The sequence below is a fragment of the Kitasatospora sp. CMC57 genome (genome assembly GCF_045866025.2).
In the GTDB taxonomy this organism is placed as follows: domain Bacteria; phylum Actinomycetota; class Actinomycetes; order Streptomycetales; family Streptomycetaceae; genus Kitasatospora.
Genome location: NZ_AP035881.2, coordinates 6934192 through 6952776 on the forward strand (window position 1 = coordinate 6934192; position 18585 = coordinate 6952776).

Sequence of the window (18585 nt, forward strand, 5' to 3'; positions counted from 1 at the left end):
CCGTCGCCCCGCGCGGCGGCCCGCTCACGGTCGGGGTGGCCCGCTGACGTGTAATGGTCTCAGCGAAGGTCGACCGGGGCTCGGTGGGCACCCCAGGTCGGCAGGCACTCCGGGCCTCGTCGTTGTGCGACACCTACGGATTGGCCGGCGAGGTGATCGGGGCTGCGGAATCCGGCACCCCCGCGTAGTCGGGCAGCTCGATGCCGTTGATCGCGCGCCCGACCAAGTCGGTGAACCACTCGCCGGCGAAATCGGGGCGCGGCTCGGCGTACGGCCCGGGGACGTCGCGGCTGCGGGCGTTCAAGCGGCCGATCTCCTGGTTGGCCTCGACGAACGAGCGCATTCGTGCCTCGTAGCGGGCGAACCCGGTGCCGGGGTCCCAGTCGGCGGCGGCCAGCTCGCCCGCCAGCACGTAGGCGCCCACCAGGGCCAGCCCGGTGCCCTGTCCGGACATCGGTGAGGAGCTGAACGCCGCGTCCCCGAGCAGCCCCACGCGCCCGCTCGACCAGCGGTCCGTCACCACCTGGGCGACCTGGTCGAGGTAGAAGTCCGGGGTGTCGTCCAGGTGCGCAAGGATGTCCGGTGCCAACCAGCCCAGGCCCGCCATCCGCTCGCGCAGCAGGCGCTTCTGGGCCGCGATGTCACGGTGGTCGACGTCGAATTCGGCCGAGGCGGAGTAGAACATGGCCATCGCCCGGGTTGCGTCCTGGATGGGTCGCAGGAGGACCGAGCGCCCGGAGTCCTGGTCCTGGTACTCGAGCAGCCAGCGGTCCAGACCGAACTCGTTCGGCACGCTGTAGAAGGCCAGCACGTGCCCGAGGTGGCGTAGGAACTGCTGGTGCGGCCCGAAGACCATCGCCCGCAGCTCCGAGTGCAGCCCGTCGGCCCCGACCACCAGGTCGAAGGGCCGCCGGTCACCGCCCGCGAAGACCACGTCGACCCCGTCTTCGTGCTGGGCGAGCTCGGCGATCCGGTCGCCGAAGACGTACTCGACGTCGTCGCGGGTGTCGTCGTAGAGCACCTGGGACAGGTCCCCGCGCAGGATCTCGATGTCCGCGATGAACCCGTCCCCACCGTCGTCGTCCGCGCGGAACGTCTCCAAAACCTGCCCGGCCGCGTCCACGGTGTGCGCGCCGGCGGTGTCGGTGCGCGCCGCGCGGACCGCCGCGTCCAGTCCCATGCGCCTGATGACTTCCTTGGCGACCCCGCGTGCGTCCACCGCCTGCCCGCCGGGACGCAGCTCGGAAGCCCGCTCCACCACGGTCACCTCGGCCCCCGCCGGTGCAGCCAGTGAGCAAGGGCTGGTCCCGCGATGCTCGCCCCCGCCACCAGCACCCGGGGACCGCTCACCCGCGTCCGCTGCTCGCCCGTCGGGATCGTGCGCTCCGGCGCGGAGTCGTTGACGCCCATCACTGCCTCCATGTGCTTCCTCTTGCGCTGGAACGTTCCCAGCACAGGCCCACCACTATCGGTGGTTCCAGAGTGTGGACGGCGGATCCGCACGGAACTCATCGGTACAGGCGAAGTCGCGTCCAAGGCTCGGGCGCCCCTGGTAGCGCGACTGCCGAGCCTTCAGCACGAGCCGGCCGGCGCGGGGCGGGCCGGGGCGGGAAGACAACGACCTTCCCGCCCCGGCCGGCGTGTTCTCCGCTGGTGGTCCGGCCGGCCCCGCCGGTGACCGGCTCACTGCGCCCCCAGGCACACGACGCCGTCACTCCCACTCTGGCGACCCCCCTCGGGTCCGACCCGACTCCCGGTTCCCTGACCGCACCCCGCGTGCAGCGCAGGAGGTGCGTCAGTCGGCCACGACGGTGTTCTGGGCGGCGCCGACGCGCCAGGTTCCGTCCTCCTTGACCAGTACGTAGAACGGGCGGCCCTCGGGCCGGTCGGCGATCCGGCTGCCGTCGGGGCGGACCGGTTGCTGGCGGACGTTGACCACGGCGACGTCGGGGCGCAGGAACAGCACGCGCTCGACGTCGTAGACGGCGGTGGACTCGGCCATCGCCCCCGGCAGCACCTTGCGGGTGAAGGTCTCGATCTCCTCGAAGCCCGACAGTCGCTTGCCGTGGCCGGTGGTCCACACCGGGTCCTCCCGGCGGAAGACACCCAGGAAGCGGTCGACCAGCTCGTTCTGCTGGGCGTGCTCCACCTCGGCGACCAGGCGGCGGATCGCGGCCACCTCGGCGTCGGTCTCCGGGCCGTCGGGGGCGCCGAAGACCTCAACCGGCCGGTAGGAGCCCGACACCAGCTCGGCCACCGGGCCCGGCCGCTCCGGCCGCCAACCGAGGACGGTACGGGCGGCGCCACCGCTGACGCTCTGGTCGAGGGCGAGCGCGCCCGCGAAGAGCGGGCCGAAGACCTCGGCGGCCCGCTCCAGTGGCACAGCGCGCGGGGCGGCGAGCAGTCCGGCCGCACGGCCGGCGGCCCGGGCGAGGTCACGCACCGGCACGGCCGACTCGCCGACGCCGTGCCACACGGTGCCGGCTCCGGCCCGCTCGACGGCGGCCACGAACAGCTCCGCCAGGTCGTCCACGTGCACGGTCGGCCAGCGCACACCCGCCTCGCCGTAGTACTCAGGCGCTTCCTGCTGGCGGGCCCGGTCGACCAGGATCGCCGGGATGCCGCCGCCGCGGCCGTACACGATGCCGGGCCGCACGACGACCGCGCGCACACCCTCCGCGACCTCGGCCAGCACCCGCTGCTCGATCTGCGGGCGGTAGCCGACGATGTCGATCGGGTTGACCGGGGCCTCCTCGCCGATGTCCTGGGCCTCGCCGGTGGCGCCGAGCACCCAGACGCCGCTGGTGTAGACGAATGGGCGGCCGGTGCCGCGCAGCGGAGCGGCGAGTGCCTCGATGACGGCGGTGTCGACGTCGGCGTCACCGCTCGGCGGAGCCAGGTGGACCACGGCCTCGATATCGGGGGTCACCGCACCGGCCAGGGAGGCCGGGTCGGCCGTGTCGCCGACCACCTGGGCGTGCCAGCCCCGGCCGGGCTGCGGCTCGGCGCCACGGGTGAGCGCGACGACCTGGTGGCCGGCGGCGGTGAGGTGGTCGGTGACGGCGGAGCCGATGTAGCCGGTGGCACCGGTGAGCAGAACCTTCATGACATTCCTGTCTCGAGAGGCGAGACGTCAGGTCTCGCGGGTGGGACGGTGACCAGATCCCGAGGGTCGGCACCGCACGGATGGTTTCGCCTCAGACTTTTGAGTGCCAGCCGGCGCGGCCGCGGCTGAGCTCCCGCGGCTCGGCGCCCTCGCGACGTGTGGGCGGTGCGGCTTCGGCCGTGGTGTACACCGCCTCGGCCGGCAGACGCCGCTCCAGGGCGAGCAGCATGACGGCTCCCGCCGTCGAGCTCGTCGCCAGCACCAGCCAGGGCAGTCGGCCGTCGACGGCCAGCAGCCCGGTGAACAGGGAGGGCGCAAGGGTCTGCGACAGCGCCCAGGAGAGTTGGTAGGTGGCCAGGTAGCGGCCGCGCGCCTCGGTGGGGGCGGCGCTGACCGAGAGTGCGCCCGCGCTCGGGCTGTGCACGAGTTCGCCGATCGTGTACAGGACCAGGAGTCCGACCAGGCCGGCCATCACGCCGTGGCGGGGTATGCCGCCCAGCAGTGCGTATCCGAGGAACGCGGTGGCGAAGACCAGGGCGCCGACCGCGGCCACTCGGGTGCGCCGGGCGAAGCGCCGGCTGAGCCTGCCGACCGGCACGCCGGCGAAGGCGCAGAGTGCGGTGTTGACCGCGAACAGGGGGCCGGCCACCGAGGCGGGCAGGTCGAACTGGCTCACGGCGTACACCGGAAGCAGCACACTGAGCGCCGAATAGCCCAGGGCGATCAAGAAGTTGGCTGAGGTGAGCCCGGCGTACGGGCGGTCGCGCAGCACCATGCGGTAGCCGGCCCGCTGGCGGCCGCTCGTGGAGCGGACCGGGCGGGGGGTCCTGATCCGCAGCGCGAAGAGGGCCGCGACGAAGAAGGTGGCCGCGTTCAGCCAGGCGACCGCCAGGAAGCCGCGGTCACCGGCGAGTTGGACCAGTGCGGCGGCGAGCAGGCCGCCGGCGCCGAGGCCGGCGTTGTTCACGCTCCTCGCCAGTGCCATCAGCCGGTCCCGGTGCTCCCCCTGGGCGAGGTCGCCGATCAGGGCCTGCTGGGTCGCGGGGAACGCCTGGGTGCCCGCCGCGGTGAGGGTGGCGACCAGGGCGAAGATCGGCAGGGTGGTGCCGAGCGGGAAGGCCAGGAAGCCGATACCCCGGACCAGGTACAGGGCCAGCCGCACCCGCCGGGCGCCGAACCGGTCGACGGCCCAGCCGCCGACCGGCATGGTGCCCATCGCCAGCAGCCCGGCGACGGTCAGGACGGTGCCGACCGTCGGCAGCGGCAGTCCGCTGATCCGCTGGAAGAAGACCAGGCTGAACGGGACGTACATGCCAGTGCCCACCGCGTCGACCAGCATCCCGGCGATCAGGTTCCGCTCGCCGGGCACCCGTCGGTCAGCCGCCTTCATGGTCTCTCCTCACCTTCTGGGGATTCCGGCCCGGTCGGCCGGGCGTCGCCCGTGGTCTTGCTGTAGCCGAGGGACTCGACGATCACCCCGTCCCGTACGAGCGTGAGACTCACGCCCCGGACGGAGTCGGTAGGTCCGTCGCCGAAGTGGCACCGCCAGCGGACCGTTGCCCGTTCACCGGTGATGACGACGGACTCCGGTTCGAACCGGATCACGCGGTCCTCGGCGAGCGCCCGGCAGAACTCCAGGCACTCGGCACGGCCTTCGTAGCGGGCCCCGTCGGGGGCCGGCTCCTTCGCCTCCATGACGCAGTCGTCGGCGATCAGGTCGGCTAGTGAGGAGGCGTCATGCTCGATGAAGGCGCGGTTGAAGCAGTGGATGACCTCGGCCGTGGTGTGGAACGACATGCCGCAACCCCTCGGAGTGGAACGATCACGCCGTCGATCTTTCAGCTCTCCGCGCTGCCCATCAACAACGAAGATCAGTAAGATCCGATAAACCAGGCTTATGACGGGGGTCAGCAGCACGTGGAACTACGCGATATCGAGATATTTCTGACGCTGGCGGAGGAGCTGCACTTCGGCCGGGCCGCCGCCCGACTGCACCTCACCCAGGCGCGGGTCAGCCAGGTGATCGGACGTCAGGAGCGCCAGCTCGGCGGGCTGTTGTTCGACCGATCCAACCGCCGCCAGATCCGCCTGACCCCGCTCGGCCGGCAGCTACGTGCCGATCTGAGGCCGGTCTACGCGAACCTGCGCGACAGCCTCGAACGCGCCCGGATGGCCGCCCGCGGCAAGACCGCACGCCTGCGCGTCGGCATGCTGCCGTTCAACGTGCCCGACATGTACCCCTACTGGGAGATCTTCCGTTCCCGTCATCCCCAGTGGGAACTGCAGCTGCGCCGGGCGCCCTACGTGGACCCGTTCGCCAGGCTGCGGGAGGGCGACATGGACGTCTTCCTCACCTGGGTGCCCGTCGACGAGCCCGATCTCACCGTCGGCCCGATCCTCTTCCGCGATCCCCGCGTCCTGGCCGTCGCCGCCGGCCACGAACTCGCCGAGCGGACCGCTGTCCCGTTCGAGGCCCTGGCCGACTTCGCCCATGCCATGCCACCCGACATGCCCGACTACTGGGAAGACGCCTACCTGTCGTTCCACACGGACCGGGGAAAGCCGATCGAACGCGTCGAACAGGTCACCAACGCCGACGAGTTGATCCACCTGGTCAGCACGGGGGAGATCGTCCACCCCTTCCCCTCCCACGTGACGCGGTACTGGTCCATGTCCCACGTCCGCTTCGTCCTCATCCCCGAGATGGGGACGATTCCCTACGCCCTGGTGTGGCGCAGGGACGGAGAGAACGACCTCGTCCGGGCCCTCGCCCAGACCGTTCGTGACATCGGCGTTCTGCACTTCTGACGCCGCCGCGCCCAACTGCTCTGTCTTGTCGCCGAGTTGGCTACTTTCCCGACAGCGGGTAGTGGCCGTGGCCGATCTGATCGTGCTCGGCCACGGCGGCCCGTTCAAGGGCGGGGACACCACTCCGCGCCAGGAGTGCTGTCCGGGAACCGGCGCCCCCGAATGCAGGTCGGCGCCGACTCCGGCAATTCGCTCCACGCCGACCCAACGGCCTTCGCGGTAAGCAGCGTTGTCCTACTGAGCGGTGGCGCGGCTCGACCACCAGACCGAGCCGAAGAGGAGCATTCCGGGGAGGATGCCGGCGACAGTGGAGATGGCGGCGGCGGGGGCGCCGAGAAAGGCGAGGGCCATGCCGACCGCACCGCAGACCGCCATCGAGCCGCCGAGGATCCGCAGCGGGGGCCGGTTCCAGGCGGTCGCGAGGCCGAAGAAGTGGACGCCGACGACGAAGGCGATCCAGCCGGCGGTGGCGGCGGGGGTGTGGAGGGCTCGGTTGATGACGGCGAGGCCGACGGCTATGCCGGCGACTTCGGCTGCGGCGACGAGCCAGTAGTACCTGCCGAAATGTGGCGGCGAGGAGGTGGTGCTCTCGCGGACGGGCCGGCGGTTGAAGACCCCGAGGAGGAGGAGCGCGGCGAGCGCGAGGACCCGAAGGGGGACGCCGACGGCGTTCGGAAGTGCACCGGCGTTGGCCTGGATGAAGACGAGCCCGAAGGCCGACCCGATGAGCCTGGTGGCTCGTACTCTGCTCATGATCATGAAGATAGCGCGACGGTCGTCCGCGACCTGAAGGCACCCTCTGTCGGCCCGCCGAGCCCAGCCCCGCCGGGGCCGTGGTCGAGGAACGCGAACAGCGGGTGGTGGCCGAACGCCCTCTTCCAGGCCTTGGTTGAATGCCATGCTCATGGTCCGTCACGGTCCGGCGCCTGCCGTGTCGGCGAAAGATCGTGGTCGACCACGATGTTGCTGCACCGACGGAAGCCGGAGGCTGGTGAGTCACCGCCCGGCCCCCGCACCACTATCCTCCAGAGGAGTACACATGAAGAGGTTCAGGACCGCAGTCGGCGTCGCGGCCTTGCTCGTAGGTATCGGGCTTTCCGCCGCTCCCGCACAAGCTGCCGCGGGGACCGCCTCCGAAGTCACCACCTGCTACAACAGTCTGTTCGGCGGAGCGTTCTTCTGCGGGGGCGCGTACGGCACCGGGCCGACTTACGTGATGCTCGACAACGGCAACGTACAGGAATATGTCATCGGCACCGACCACGCCGTATGGACGTACTGGAGCGGCCCCGACAGCCGGGGTTGGATGTCCTTGGGCGGTTATCTCACGAGCAAGGTAAAGGTCTCCAACCTCCAGGGCACAGGCGGGTTCTGCACCATCAGCGCCCTCGGGGGAGACAGCCGTCCGTGGTACCGCGACGGCGGTCGCGGCGTCTGGAGTGCCTGGTACACCGACAGGGTCAGTTCCTAGCCCAGATCTTGCATGAGGCTCCGTCAGCTTGCCGGCGGGCCTTCCTGCGCTCCCCGGCGGAGTGTGCGGGCGGGCTGGCGGCTCGGTTGGGGCGCCGGGCTCCAACCTGCGTGCCTCGGCGTCCCCGTAGCCGTTGCGTTGACCGGGGCGTCGCGGCGCGGCTGGCTCGGCCAACCGCGGCCGCGTGGGCCAGATCAGCTCGTCGTCGGTGTGTTCGGCTGGTCGGCGGCTTCGCGCGTGGCGGCCCAGGTGGCGAGCAGGCGCAGGCCCTGTTCGGAGGCGGAGCCGGGTTCGGCGGTGTAGACGGTGAGGGTGAGGCCGGGAGCGGCGGCCATGTTCATGCCTTCGTAGGCGAGGGTGAGGTCGCCGACGGCGGGGTGGTGGAAGCGCTTGGTGCCGGTGCCGTGGTGGCGGACGTCGTGGGCACCCCAGCGGGTACGGAAGTCGTCGCTGCGGGTGGAGAGTTCGCCGACGAGGTCGTGGAGGGAGTCTGTCGGCGGGACAGCGAAGCCGCCATGCAGATCGCCCGCCAGGCACGTCTGACGGGCGAGGCCACCACCGCCGACCGCTACCGGCTCGACAAGGCAGAGGTCGACCGCTACTTCACGGCCGTCCAGCCGCCCGAAAGTGCCTGGCGCAGCACCGCGACCACCTCGGCCTGCGGGAACCGGGTCAGCGCGGCCGCCTCCGCCCCGGCCAGGACTGCGCTGCCCCCGCCGATCGGACCCGTCAGCGGGGGAGCGGCGCCTTCCCCCCGGCCACCGCACTTCCGGGAAACGAGCGACAGCCTCAGCCCCCGCCCGTACGGGTCCGAGCTGTCCCACTCCGGCCTCCGCCTCGACGGCGGTCGGCCTACCTGCCGGCGCAGGCCACTGCCGTGGAGGCAGCGGCTCTCTGCAACTGGCGTACCGGCCCGGCGGCAGACCCACCTTGTACGGATGCACGCACACCGGGACGCGATCGGCGGTGTACCGGAAGCCGTCCACCGGGTCGAACCGGCACTCGCTGGTGGGCCGTTCGAAAACATCGAAGTCCCCGCCGCGGAACCGCAGCGACGGGCACATCCAGCACACCTCGTGGGCGCTGTCCTCATCCACGAACGGCTCGCTGCTCACCCCGGCACCATACCGACGAACGGGGTGGCTCGGCGCTGGTTGTCCGGAGCGTGCCCGCCCTGCGGGTGCTGCCGGTCACCACGAGCCGGCTGAGTTCCGCTGCCGAGTGGGCCGCGAGACCGTAGATGCCGTGGAAGCTGGTACTGCGGGTGAGTCGTCCGCCTTCGACGTGTTTGAGTGTGCGGTCGCCCCGGCGGTCGGAGGTATAGGTCAGCCGTTTCAGGAGGTCGGCGGGGACGGCCTGGTCGAAGGTGAGGGGTGAACCCGGTGGGCGAGCAGGACCTCGGTGACGCTTCCCGTCCTCAGTGGACGCCAGTCGAGAGGCTTGGTGTAGTCGTCGTGGAGCGCCGAACCGGCGTCTTCGTACGGGATGACTAGGGTGACCTCCATCGCGCCCAGGACGTACAGACGGGTACGGAGGACGCGGACGGGGAGGATCGGTCGCCCGGGCGTACACGCGCCTGTTCGAAGCTCGGCAGTGACTTGTGCGGGCCGCCGAACATCATCGCCAGCCGCCGTCCCGCGTGGCCGTAGCCCCAGGCCCCGGCACAGGCTGTTGGTTCACAGCGTGGTGTAGCAGGGAGGTTCCCGAGTCACTCGCGCTGAAAACCAACCGGCCCCCTCGCCAGCCTTCGGCCTGGATCGTGTGGGGAGCCAAGTCCAACAGCAGCTCGAACCGCGCGTCGTCGCGGACGTCAATGTCGATCCCCATGCCGGGAGCGGCGTGCCGGGGGCGAGTCCCGTCTTCCACTGCTTCCCGGGCCAGGGACATCACGCGCTCGTAGGAGTGCACCGGCGATGCTGCGACCCAACTGTCGGACAAAGTGCGGGCAAGCGCGGACCACTACTGGTTCTACTCGGCCACCCCGGCGGGGACCCGGCCAGACCTCGTCCTCGGTGCCTCCACCACCGCGTGGAGTCCCCAACTTGCCCAGGAGAACGCCGCCCACTCGCTCTCGTGGGGGCTGCTCAACTTCTTCGCGGGCGCCAAGGTCGAGAAACCCCCCACTGACTGCGACAGACCGCGTGCAGGGCGAGCTCGCGGCCCTGGAGGAGGAGCGCGGACACCCGCACCGCCAGGGCCGGCGTCCTCGGCCGGCGGCGGCTCGGGAACTGAGGCGGGTGGCCAGCCGGAAACCCGTGGCTCAACCCCGGAGCCAGGCCGTTGTGACTGGCCAGGCGAATTCGTCACCCCGCTGTGAGCAGCCTGGTCGGGGGTCAGCGGCGGTGGCGGTGGATGCCTTGGCGATCGGTTTCGCTCCGCGCGATGCGATGGGTGCCGCGGTGACGCCCGTTGGGACCGGTGGCCACCTCGACGGCAGCGGCCGCAATCAACACCACCAACATCAAGAGAGCATCATGTCCGCACCTCCAGCTCGACGGTCCCGGTCCGGTGACGTGCTGTCTGCCCCCGATCGCAGGGCTAACACCCAAGTTCACCCTGGCCGTTGCTGGGCCGGATGCGGTACCAGCGCAGGCCCGTGGAACGGGAAGGTCGCACGAATGCGCCCCGAATTCCGGGGTAGCCGACGGACCGTCAGAGCGAGACCGAGGCATCGAGGAGGCAGTTGTGACCAGCGGACTGTGGAGCTACGAGGGCACCAAGGGCTACGGCTCAGGTGGAGGTCCGCGTGTAGCGCGCTGACCAGCTGACGGCCGTCCGTCGCGCGGCCTCAGTGCAGCCATTGATCAGGTCGGCCCTGGAGGCCGGTCGGTCGCTGCGGTCTGGTTTCCGGCCGGGCCAGTTTACGGCCCGTCAGTGGTGGCGTCCCGGGATGTGAGCACCACGCCGCGCCGCACCCTGGCGCCAAACCCCGCAGCTATGGCGCCGCCCCACCGCAAGGGGATGCCCTCGGGTCGAGTACCGCTCTCACGAGAGCGCGTTACGACAAGAGGGACGGAATGAAGGTCGCCCTGGATCGCACCGAATTTTCGACGCGTTCTGCTCCTCACTGACTGGGCCGCTGCAGGATATCGAGACGCCCTGGGGCATCTGGAAAGGACGCGCTCCGAGCCCTGTCGGCGTCAACCCGTCAGCCTCCTGCGCTCGGTGACCGTCGCGGCGGTTTCGCCCGCGACCTCCCCGGTGTCCTCGGGCCCATGGCACGCCACTGCGGTGAAGCCGGGTCCCGCTGGGCGGGCCGCTCTCATTCCTCAAACTCGAGGCGCTGGGGCCGCCCATCACCTGCCGACCGGGAGACAGCGTGGCGTGCCATGTGTGTGGCTGCCGCCGCCTCGTGTTCTCGAACTCGGGGCGCGTGGCCGCCCGGTCGACACTGTTGGTACACCTGGATTGCCCATCGTGTTCACGCCGTCACATTGAGTGTGATGCGGCACACAGTGATGGCATGGACACGTTGTGCAATACTCGCTCCCATCGGGCCACAAGCCTTCGATTCATAGGGAGTAAACCGCTATGCGCACCCGCATCGCAGCTATTGCCGTCGCCATTGCCGCCACCCTTGCCGCCCCCGCCTCGGCCTTCGCGGACAGCGCCGCCGAGGTGAGTACAGGTTCGACCGTCTGCGCCGCCGAGTCGGCTGCCGGCCGGCCGTGCGTCTGGCAGGAACGGGACGACGAGGGTGTGACCGGACTGGCCCGGCTGACCCCGGCCGACTCGCGGCCGGTACTGGCCAAGGTCGAGATCAAGACCCAACGGGCTTGGGGCAGCTCCTGGTTGACGGTGGCGTCGACCACCTCCCTGCGGTCGGGAACGTCCGTTCTTGCTACACCCAAGGTGGCGACCGGCGATCTGAGCATCGTCTGCGTCACCACGGCGCCGGCCTTCGACCTCGCCCAGCAGGTCACCACCTGTACCCACCCCTCCTGATCGGACGTCCCAGCCGGGCCCTGTTTCCCTGGCGTCCGGCCTGGCCCCGTCCGCAGCCACCAGTGCGTGCCGGTTGAGCATGGGGAGTGGTCCATGCGCGGCGCATCTGGCCGGTTGGGCGGGCGGGGTGCGGGGTGGTCATCTCGGTGAGCAGCAGTGCGACGTCGACCGTTTTGGTGGTGTGCGGACGCAGTTCGGCGGCGAGGATGGCGCGGGTGGCGATGTCGACGCTGATCGTCAGCTCCGGGCGCCCGATGGTGCCGTCGACGAAGTCCGCGAGGATGTCCAGGCGGGTGGTGTCGACCTGGCCACCTGCTCCAGCGCTGAGCCCGAGCGGAGCTGCGGGTAAGGCGACTTCCGGCAGCGGCCTGCCCGGCGGGGCATCGCGCAGTCTTCGAACGGGCAGAGACGAGTTGGGGATGTCGTGGATGTGACCACGCTTGCCGTCGCGCTCATCAGCGTCGGGGGGACGCTGGGTGGAGCGGTGCTCGGTCAGCGTGCCCGCCGGGTTGAAATGGTTGAGCAGAATCAGCGAGCCGAGCGTGAGCAGGAACGGGAACGCGACGAACGGGCGCTGCAAGCCAAGCGCGAGCTCTATGCGCAGCTGAACACGACAGCGCGCGCGTACCGGGTCGCTGCCAGGGATGCGGTCGACTCCACCGAACGGGGCGAAGGCCCGTAGACGCACTTCAGGGCCGCTTGCTCGTTCGGTGGAGTCGACCGCAGAATCGTCGCCGAACAGGCCCGAGCGTGGGGTGAAGGTGGTGCCGGCCCACTGGACGACGACGAAGAGGAGCTGGAAGACGAGGCGCGGTGCAGCACGGCGAGAGAGTTCGGGGCGGTCCGGTCGGTCGCATGCCACACTCCATCAATCAGGTGACCTCGGGGCGGGGCGCAGGATCACACCGATAGGTCGCTGCGAGCATGTCGCCATGGCACCCAGGGCGAGAAGTCCACACAGCAAGGCGGGACCCGGCCTCATCCTGCTGACGCTGGCGTCCGGACAGTTCTTGATGGCTCTCGACAGTTCCGTGATGAACGTGTCCATCGCCACGGTGGCCGAGGATGTCGGCACCGACATCACCGGGATCCAGGGAGCCATCACCGCCTACACCCTGGTCATGGCCATGCTCATGATTCCCGGTGGCAAGGTTGGCGGCCTGATCGGTCGCAAGCGCGCCTTCACCCTCGGCTGCGTCATCTATGGCTGTGGCTCCCTGACAACGGCGCTCGCCGGAAACCTCTCAGTCCTCTTGTTCGGCTGGTCTTTCCTCGAGGGCGTCGGGGCAGCTCTGATTTTGCCGGCCATCGTGGCCCTCGTGGCCGGGAACTTCGCCGCCGAGCGGCGCCCGGGCGCCTATGGGCTGGTGGCGGCCGCCGGCGCCGTGGCCATCGCTGTCGGCCCGCTCATCGGCGGCATTGCGACGACGTACTTCTCCTGGCGGTGGGTGTTCGCCGGCGAAGTTGTGATCGTGCTCGGCATTCTGGTCCTCGGCCGAGGCATCGTCGACACGCCGATCGAGAATCGGGCGCGCATCGATATCGTGGGCGCGGTGTTCTCCGCCCTGGGTCTGGGGACCTTCGTCCTCGGCGTTCTGCGCTCGAGCGAGTGGGGGTGGTTCGCACCCAAGCCCGGCGCGCCCGCCTGGTTCGGCATCTCGCTGGTGCTGTGGCTCATGCTGATCGGGCTGCTTCTGATCTGGGTCTTCCTACGCTGGGAAGCCCGGGTGGTGAGGAAGGGCCGAGAGCCCCTCGTCGATCCGCAACTGTTGCAGAACCGGCAGCTCACCGGTGGGCTGATCATGTTCTTCTTCCAGTACCTCGTGCAGATGGGCGTGTTCTTCGTCGTTCCGCTCTACCTCTCGGTCGCTCTCGGTCTGTCGGCACTCAAGACCGGGGTGCACCTCCTGCCGCTCTCCCTCACGCTGCTCGGCGCTGCCACCCTGATTCCCCGCCTCCTTCCGGATGCCTCCCCACGGCGGGTGGTCCGCATCGGGGTCATGTCCCTGTTCGTCGGGGCCCTCGTCCTGATCGGTGCGCTGGATACCGACGCGGGAGCGGAGGTCGTGACCGTCCCTCTGCTGCTGATCGGACTGGGGATGGGTGCCCTGGCCTCCCAACTAGGAGCCGTGACCGTCTCGGCGGTCCCCGACGAGAAGAGCGCGGAGGTGGGCGGCATCCAGAACGCCGGCAACAACCTCGGTTCGTCCATCGGTACTGCCCTCGCCGGATCGCTCATGATCGCCGTACTGACCACGTCCTTCTTGAGCAGCATCGAGCAGAATCCGGCGGTCCCCGATGCTGTCAAGACTCAAGCCAGCGCCCAACTGACTTCCGGTGTGCCATTTCTGTCCGACAGTCAGGTCACGTCAGCTATGGAAAAGTCAGGCGCGAGCAGCGAACTGACGGCCACCGTCGTCGACGCGAACACCGAGGCAAGGCTGAACGGCCTGCGTGCGGCGCTCGCCATCCTCGCCGGGGCGTCTGTCCTCGCACTGTTCTTCACACAGCGGATCCCGACGACCCAGTCCCGTTCCACGGCATCAGGGTGACGACCGTTGCTCGTCCGACTTGGCCGGGACCGCGAAGCGGCGTCAGTGGCGACCAGCAGCCTGGTCTCGACTGAGCAGCGGTTGCAGCTCTCGCCTTCCCACCGGTGGCGCACCGCGGGGCGGCAGAAGCTTGACCGTCACCCACAGCCCGTCGTTGCACTGCAGTTCTGTGAACTCCAGCAGATCGACGGCGGCCAGTCGGCACAGAGCAGCGAGTGCCATCCTGCTCGAGGCAGGCCCAGGGCCCTGGCGGCCGGCAGCAGAGGAAAGGCGACCTCGGGTTCCAGGTGAACTTCGCGGGGATCGGCAACCAAGGGGACCGGCAACCAACTCGATCAGCAGTCCCGCCACGGGCCCGCACGCGGCCAGGTCCCTGGCCTGCCGCGCTCAGTCCAGGGCCCAGGTCTCGAAGTGCGGGGTGAGCACGGGATGTCACTCTCCTGGCATGGGGCTTCGACCGCGGCCCGGCGAGCGTCCATGGCAGGTGGCAGGTGCCCGGGACTGCACAAATACTGCACCATCAACAGAATAGGTGTTCGCTATCCGCGAGATCCGAAGGGGCGCGCTGGGGACGAACCCCGGGCTCGGCCTCTGTGATTCCCCTTACGAGGATTCTGCCGATTCCCCGCGATCAGGTCCGATCTGCCATTTGAACTCGATCTCCAACTCGATCTCCCCGCCGCCCACCTCCACTTCGAGTTCGCAGCGGAGCTCGTCGGGAATACGCAGCGACAACTTCCCGGGGCCGAGCTCAAGGGGCGCATTTCCTCCCTTCCTCATCGCCGCTGCAAGTGCATCAAGTTGGTCAGCTGCCTCGATCCGCGACATTGAACGCTTCTGCTCAAATTCGAGATCTTTCATGGAAGCCTCCACTGCAGTAGAAGGAATCCGGCCACCCCAGTGTCCCGTCGTTCGGGGCCGGGGGCATCCCAAGAACGGCGCTGCGGTCGAGCCCGGCAGGTGGAGTCGGCGGCTGATGCGGAGCCGGTGGGGTCGTCCGGCGCTGTGTCGCCCCGGAAGGTGCGGGCGCCGGCCCTGATCATTCCCGCCCGACCTGAGCCGGTTGACGTCGGTTGAAGGCCAAAGACAGCAGGGTGCCCAGCGTGAGGGGCTGACCCGATGCCGGGGTCCCGGGTCGGTTTCTGGGGACCAGAACCTTCAGGACGCCCGGATTGATGGTGCAGGTCACCGGAGTGGGAAGGGACAGTGCCTCGCCGTCGATGCCCACGGCGATGTGTGAGGCCTCGGCGGTGACGGTGACCTTCGGGGCATCGAGGACCTGCAGGCCCATCGCGGATCTCCCGCGTAGGACGACTTCTGCGGCCTGTGCCGCGCTGGTCATCCGGATCCCGACGACACCCAGCGTGCCAAGGTCGAGGCGCGGTCGGCGGCCACCGGCGCCGGTCACTCCGGGGAGGGAGTAGGGGTTGTTGCTGACCAGGAGCGCCTGCAAACCCTTCAGCCGCACGTCGCCCACCGACGCATCGAGCCGGTCACCCGCGTACGAGAGCAGGAGCTCCGGCAGAGCGTCCAGGGCGACGCCGGCCTTGGCCTCGCGGTAGTCGGGGCGTTGGACCACTTCTGCGTAGACCCCGAAGGAGACCGTGTTGACGAACGGACGGCCGTTCACGTCCCCCAGATCGACACGCAGGACTTGCCCGTCGGTCAGAGCTTCCAGGCAGGTGGCCGGGTCCCGCCGGTCCAGGCCCAGATCCATGGCGAAGTGGTTCCGGGTACCCGCGCTGATCACAAGGAAAGGCAGGCCGTGTTCGGCCGCGACCTGGGCTACCAGGGCCTGAGTTCCGTCACCGCCCGCGACCCCGAGCAGATCCGCCCCATCGGCGACCGCGTCACGGGCGAGCTGCGCCACATCGGTCTCGACTTCCGTGTCCAGCAGGACGACCTGGGCGCCGAGTGCCCTCGCCTTCGCGATCAGTCCGAACTGGGCAACCTTACCTCCCCCGGACTTCGTGTTCATGATCAGCACGGCGTGCCGAGGGACCGCCCCCGCCACTGCCTCCATGCCTTCCTGCCGGTGTAGCGACTGCGCGGCCGAACGCATGCAGGCCACGGCTGCCACCAACAGGGCCAGTGCTGCCAGCGCGGCCGGCCAAAGGTCAGCCCGCGCGTACAGGACCACTACGGCCACGGGAGCCGCCAAGGCCAGTAGCGTCGCCATGACCCGCACCGCTCCGCGGTGTGTGATCGCCCACCATGCTCCGGCTGCTGTGAGAGCCACGCCCGCCAGGCCGACAAGCAGGATCAACAGCCCACCGGAACCGGCAGCAGCGAGCAGCACGACAATGGAACCGAGCAGACCGAGCAGTGCCAACCGGGCCCAGCGCTGAGCACGTGCCGGCGAAGTGTCGAACGCCATGAGTGAGCCCTCCGTCATCTCTCCGGCGCGCGGTGCGTCGTCGCGATCCGGTGTGTGGGCGGCACGGCCGGCGTGGCATCGTCTGCACGGCTGGGCGCGCACTGGCACGCGCTCGAACACACAAGGGGAGCAGCAGGTCCGGTGGTGGCTCCCGTTGCACCTTGCTGCTCGGTCATTCTCCCACCCGGGGTGCGGGTATGCCCGTGCTGGTAACTGCGATGGGCCGCGCGCACGTTGGCGTCGGCGGGATCGGCTCTCAGTGCCCGAGCGCAGCTTTGGCAGCAACGATGACCAGACCCATTACCAGGTTGATCGCGCCTTCGATGGTGGCGACACGGCGCGAGGAAGTGGCGTGCAGGGCACCGACATAAGCCCATCCGACCTGCTGGGCCACAGCGACCGACAGCGCGAGCCACGCCGTGGCTGTCAGGCCCAGGCCCAGAACGGGGCTGAGCGCCACCACGGCCGCCGGCAGCACCGCCGCTTCGACGATCGGCCGTTCTCTCCGGCCGGCCTCCCGCACCTCGGACCAGCCGAGGCGCTGGCCCACGGAGCGTTCACCCACCAGCCGCGCATAGGAATGGGCCATCCAGAAGACCAGCCCGGTCACCAGCATCAGGACGACCACTTCGACACGAGGGAAGTCGCTGGTCGTACTCGATGCGGCGATCACGGAGGCGGCCAGGAGTGATCCGTAGACAACCGCTGCGTAGTCAACGCGCGAGCGGGTTCGACGGTCCCGTCGAAGCCTGTGCCACGGGATGACATGGTTCATCAGGCCACCGTACAGACGCCGCATCCGTCCGCCGGGCGCGCCACGCGTAGGGCAACCGGCCGGAGGCACCCATGAACCACATCGCATTGACTGAGCCCGGGGCACCTCCCTCGCTCGACGGATGCGTCATTCGCCGGCCGCGATGTGAATCGCCCCGAACCCGGGGCGATTCAAAGTGATGGGGTGCTCTCGCTGGTGGCGGTGTTGATCGTCTTGGCGTGATCGTCCGTCGTCACTTTCGGTCGGTTCCGTCAATCCGTCGTTGCTGCTGGAGTGTTCGCATAGCGTCGGTCGGGCCAGTTGGTTGCCGCGTGGGGAGGGGCTGGCGTTGGCGGAGGTGCTGACCTGGGTGATCGAGCGTCGGGCGCTGGCCGATCGGGCGGTGCGGCTGCGTAAGGAACGCCTGCCACGCGACCACGCTCCTGCGGGCTCTGCTCGTACTGACGAACACCGAGGTTCAGCGCTGACAGACGATCACCCGTCAGTGATCACATCCCCGACCGGCCCGAGTGACCCACCCGGACCCACACCAGCCCTGCCGACCTGCGAAATTCAGGATGGAACGATCTCACTGGTACCGGTTCCGACCTGGAGAACATCGAGTGACTGAGCGGCGGGCTGCCCGGGCGTGCCGCGCGCCGGGCTGCTGCGCGCTGGGTGGCCGTCCGGCTGACCGCCTGTCAGTGACGGAGCCAGTTGTCGGAACTCGGGACACGGATCCCGCCGTAGAGGTGGTCGTCCGAGTCCCCCATGTAGCAGCCCCGGCCGTCGCACCCGGGGCACTTGGTGCTGCCATGATGGTGTTCGGTCTGGGGCATGGGGCGGCGGCGCCTCCCGCCCGAATCGGTGTGGCCGGTGCAGGATGGCGCGTGAGGCGGTACCCGCAATCCGAGGAGCTGACCTGTGGGCCTGACGACGTTCAACGGTGTTCCTGTACACGTTCTCCTTGTGCACGCCGTCGTGGTCCTGGTGCCGCTCACCGCTCTGGCGCTGGTCGCCTGCTCGCTGTGGCCCGCTGTGCTGCGTCGTTTCGGGCTCGCCTTGCCGCTGCTCGCGCTGGTCTCGCTCGGCTTCGTCCCGCTGACCACGGACGCCGGCGAGTGGCTGGCCGAGCACGTGCGCGAGAACGCTCTGGTGGAGCGGCACACCGAGATGGGGGAGGACCTTCTGCCGTGGGCCGTCGGGCTGTTCGCCCTTGCGGCACTGCTGGGCTGGGTGACGTGGCGTCCGGAGCGGTCGCCGGTCTGGCTGTCGGCTGTGGCGCGGCAGACCACTGGCCGGACGGCCGTGCGGGTCAAGGCGGCGGTGGTGGTGCTGGCGGTTCTTCTGGGGACCGGGGCGGTCGTCCAGGTGTATCGAATCGGTGATTCGGGTGCCCAGGCCACCTGGCAGGGCGTCACCACCGCAACCATGAACGGGACTGGCGCTCGAACGAATGATCGATAGTCGGACGATAAGCAGTGTGGGTGCTGTCGCGTCCCTTGTCGCGGTGAGGTGGTGTCGTGTGGCGTGACGTGGGCGGATGCCTGGTTTCCCGTGTGCGTGGTCTTG

15 protein-coding genes are annotated in these 18585 nt (G+C 69.5%); 5 read left to right on the forward strand and 10 right to left on the reverse strand.

What is annotated here, in order from left to right; all coding sequences use genetic code 11:
• Nucleotides 1-133: 133 nt before the first annotated feature.
• The 4 genes from ACKUU6_RS31225 to ACKUU6_RS31240 form a co-directional block, all read right to left on the reverse strand.
• Nucleotides 134-1258: an FAD-dependent monooxygenase gene (locus ACKUU6_RS31225; protein WP_407991918.1), complete on the reverse strand. Its 1125-nt coding sequence runs from the start codon at nt 1256-1258 to the stop codon at nt 134-136.
• Between the two features lie 537 nt (nt 1259-1795).
• Complete coding sequence (locus tag ACKUU6_RS31230; protein WP_407991919.1) at nt 1796-3106, reverse strand: SgcJ/EcaC family oxidoreductase; 1311 nt, start codon at nt 3104-3106, stop codon at nt 1796-1798.
• A gap of 91 nt (nt 3107-3197) precedes the next feature.
• Nucleotides 3198-4496: an MFS transporter gene (locus ACKUU6_RS31235; RefSeq protein ID WP_407991920.1), complete on the reverse strand. Its 1299-nt coding sequence runs from the start codon at nt 4494-4496 to the stop codon at nt 3198-3200.
• Nucleotides 4493-5023, reverse strand: a complete 531-nt coding sequence (locus ACKUU6_RS31240; protein ID WP_407991921.1) for a nuclear transport factor 2 family protein — start codon at nt 5021-5023, stop codon at nt 4493-4495. The genes ACKUU6_RS31235 and ACKUU6_RS31240 overlap by 4 nt, the downstream gene beginning before the upstream one ends.
• Here ACKUU6_RS31240 and ACKUU6_RS31245 point away from each other — a divergent pair, their 5' ends adjacent.
• Nucleotides 5024-5914 carry a LysR family transcriptional regulator gene (locus ACKUU6_RS31245; protein ID WP_407991922.1) on the forward strand — a complete coding sequence of 297 codons (891 nt, stop codon included), beginning with the start codon at nt 5024-5026 and terminating at the stop codon, nt 5912-5914.
• Between the two features lie 234 nt (nt 5915-6148).
• Here ACKUU6_RS31245 and ACKUU6_RS31250 read toward each other — a convergent pair whose 3' ends face one another.
• A complete protein-coding gene (locus ACKUU6_RS31250; protein ID WP_407991923.1) occupies nt 6149-6667 on the reverse strand; it encodes a hypothetical protein in 519 nt (172 codons plus the stop codon).
• A gap of 286 nt (nt 6668-6953) precedes the next feature.
• On the opposite strand from ACKUU6_RS31250, the gene ACKUU6_RS31255 reads away from it, so the two are divergent.
• A complete protein-coding gene (locus ACKUU6_RS31255) occupies nt 6954-7385 on the forward strand; it encodes a hypothetical protein (protein ID WP_407991924.1) in 432 nt (143 codons plus the stop codon).
• 194 nt (nt 7386-7579) lie between these two features.
• Here the strand turns inward: ACKUU6_RS31255 and ACKUU6_RS31260 are convergent, their stop codons facing one another.
• Nucleotides 7580-8500, reverse strand: coding sequence for a hypothetical protein (locus ACKUU6_RS31260; RefSeq protein ID WP_407991925.1), 921 nt, complete (start codon nt 8498-8500; stop codon nt 7580-7582).
• A gap of 2416 nt (nt 8501-10916) precedes the next feature.
• Here ACKUU6_RS31260 and ACKUU6_RS31265 point away from each other — a divergent pair.
• Nucleotides 10917-11330: a hypothetical protein gene (locus ACKUU6_RS31265; RefSeq protein WP_407991926.1), complete on the forward strand. Its 414-nt coding sequence runs from the start codon at nt 10917-10919 to the stop codon at nt 11328-11330.
• Here ACKUU6_RS31265 and ACKUU6_RS31270 read toward each other — a convergent pair.
• On the reverse strand, nt 11305-12192 hold the full coding sequence (locus ACKUU6_RS31270; RefSeq protein WP_407991927.1) for a hypothetical protein: 888 nt from the start codon (nt 12190-12192) through the stop codon (nt 11305-11307). The genes ACKUU6_RS31265 and ACKUU6_RS31270 overlap by 26 nt on opposite strands.
• A 70-nt stretch (nt 12193-12262) precedes the next feature.
• Between ACKUU6_RS31270 and ACKUU6_RS31275 the strand changes: the two genes are divergently transcribed.
• Entirely contained in the window at nt 12263-13882 is a 1620-nt protein-coding gene (locus tag ACKUU6_RS31275) for an MFS transporter (RefSeq protein ID WP_407991928.1), read from the forward strand.
• A 603-nt stretch (nt 13883-14485) separates the two neighbouring features.
• Here ACKUU6_RS31275 and ACKUU6_RS31280 read toward each other — a convergent pair.
• From ACKUU6_RS31280 to ACKUU6_RS31290, 3 genes are all read right to left on the reverse strand, one after another.
• Nucleotides 14486-14743: an amphi-Trp domain-containing protein gene (locus tag ACKUU6_RS31280; protein WP_407991929.1), complete on the reverse strand. Its 258-nt coding sequence runs from the start codon at nt 14741-14743 to the stop codon at nt 14486-14488.
• A 178-nt stretch (nt 14744-14921) separates the two neighbouring features.
• Nucleotides 14922-16259 carry a diacylglycerol/lipid kinase family protein gene (locus ACKUU6_RS31285; protein WP_407991930.1) on the reverse strand — a complete coding sequence of 446 codons (1338 nt, stop codon included), beginning with the start codon at nt 16257-16259 and terminating at the stop codon, nt 14922-14924.
• Nucleotides 16260-16515: 256 nt separating this feature from the next.
• A complete protein-coding gene (locus ACKUU6_RS31290; protein ID WP_407991931.1) occupies nt 16516-17034 on the reverse strand; it encodes a hypothetical protein in 519 nt (172 codons plus the stop codon).
• A gap of 903 nt (nt 17035-17937) precedes the next feature.
• Here ACKUU6_RS31290 and ACKUU6_RS31295 point away from each other — a divergent pair.
• Nucleotides 17938-18480 (forward strand): DUF2231 domain-containing protein, encoded by a 543-nt coding sequence (locus tag ACKUU6_RS31295; protein WP_407991932.1) that lies wholly within the window; start codon nt 17938-17940, stop codon nt 18478-18480.
• Nucleotides 18481-18585: the final 105 nt, after the last annotated feature.

Bases quoted from the DNA above. Each gene is read 5' to 3' on its own strand.
- ACKUU6_RS31230 (WP_407991919.1), bottom strand. From the start codon at position 3,106: ATGAAGGTTCTGCTCACCGGTGCCACCGGCTACATCGGCTCCGCCGTC.
- ACKUU6_RS31235 (WP_407991920.1), bottom strand. From the start codon at position 4,496: ATGAAGGCGGCTGACCGACGGGTGCCCGGCGAGCGGAACCTGATCGCC.
- ACKUU6_RS31250 (WP_407991923.1), bottom strand. From the start codon at position 6,667: ATGAGCAGAGTACGAGCCACCAGGCTCATCGGGTCGGCCTTCGGGCTC.
- ACKUU6_RS31255 (WP_407991924.1), top strand. From the start codon at position 6,954: ATGAAGAGGTTCAGGACCGCAGTCGGCGTCGCGGCCTTGCTCGTAGGT.
- ACKUU6_RS31265 (WP_407991926.1), top strand. From the start codon at position 10,917: ATGCGCACCCGCATCGCAGCTATTGCCGTCGCCATTGCCGCCACCCTT.
- ACKUU6_RS31275 (WP_407991928.1), top strand. From the start codon at position 12,263: ATGGCACCCAGGGCGAGAAGTCCACACAGCAAGGCGGGACCCGGCCTC.
- ACKUU6_RS31280 (WP_407991929.1), bottom strand. From the start codon at position 14,743: ATGAAAGATCTCGAATTTGAGCAGAAGCGTTCAATGTCGCGGATCGAG.
- ACKUU6_RS31285 (WP_407991930.1), bottom strand. From the start codon at position 16,259: ATGGCGTTCGACACTTCGCCGGCACGTGCTCAGCGCTGGGCCCGGTTG.
- ACKUU6_RS31290 (WP_407991931.1), bottom strand. From the start codon at position 17,034: ATGAACCATGTCATCCCGTGGCACAGGCTTCGACGGGACCGTCGAACC.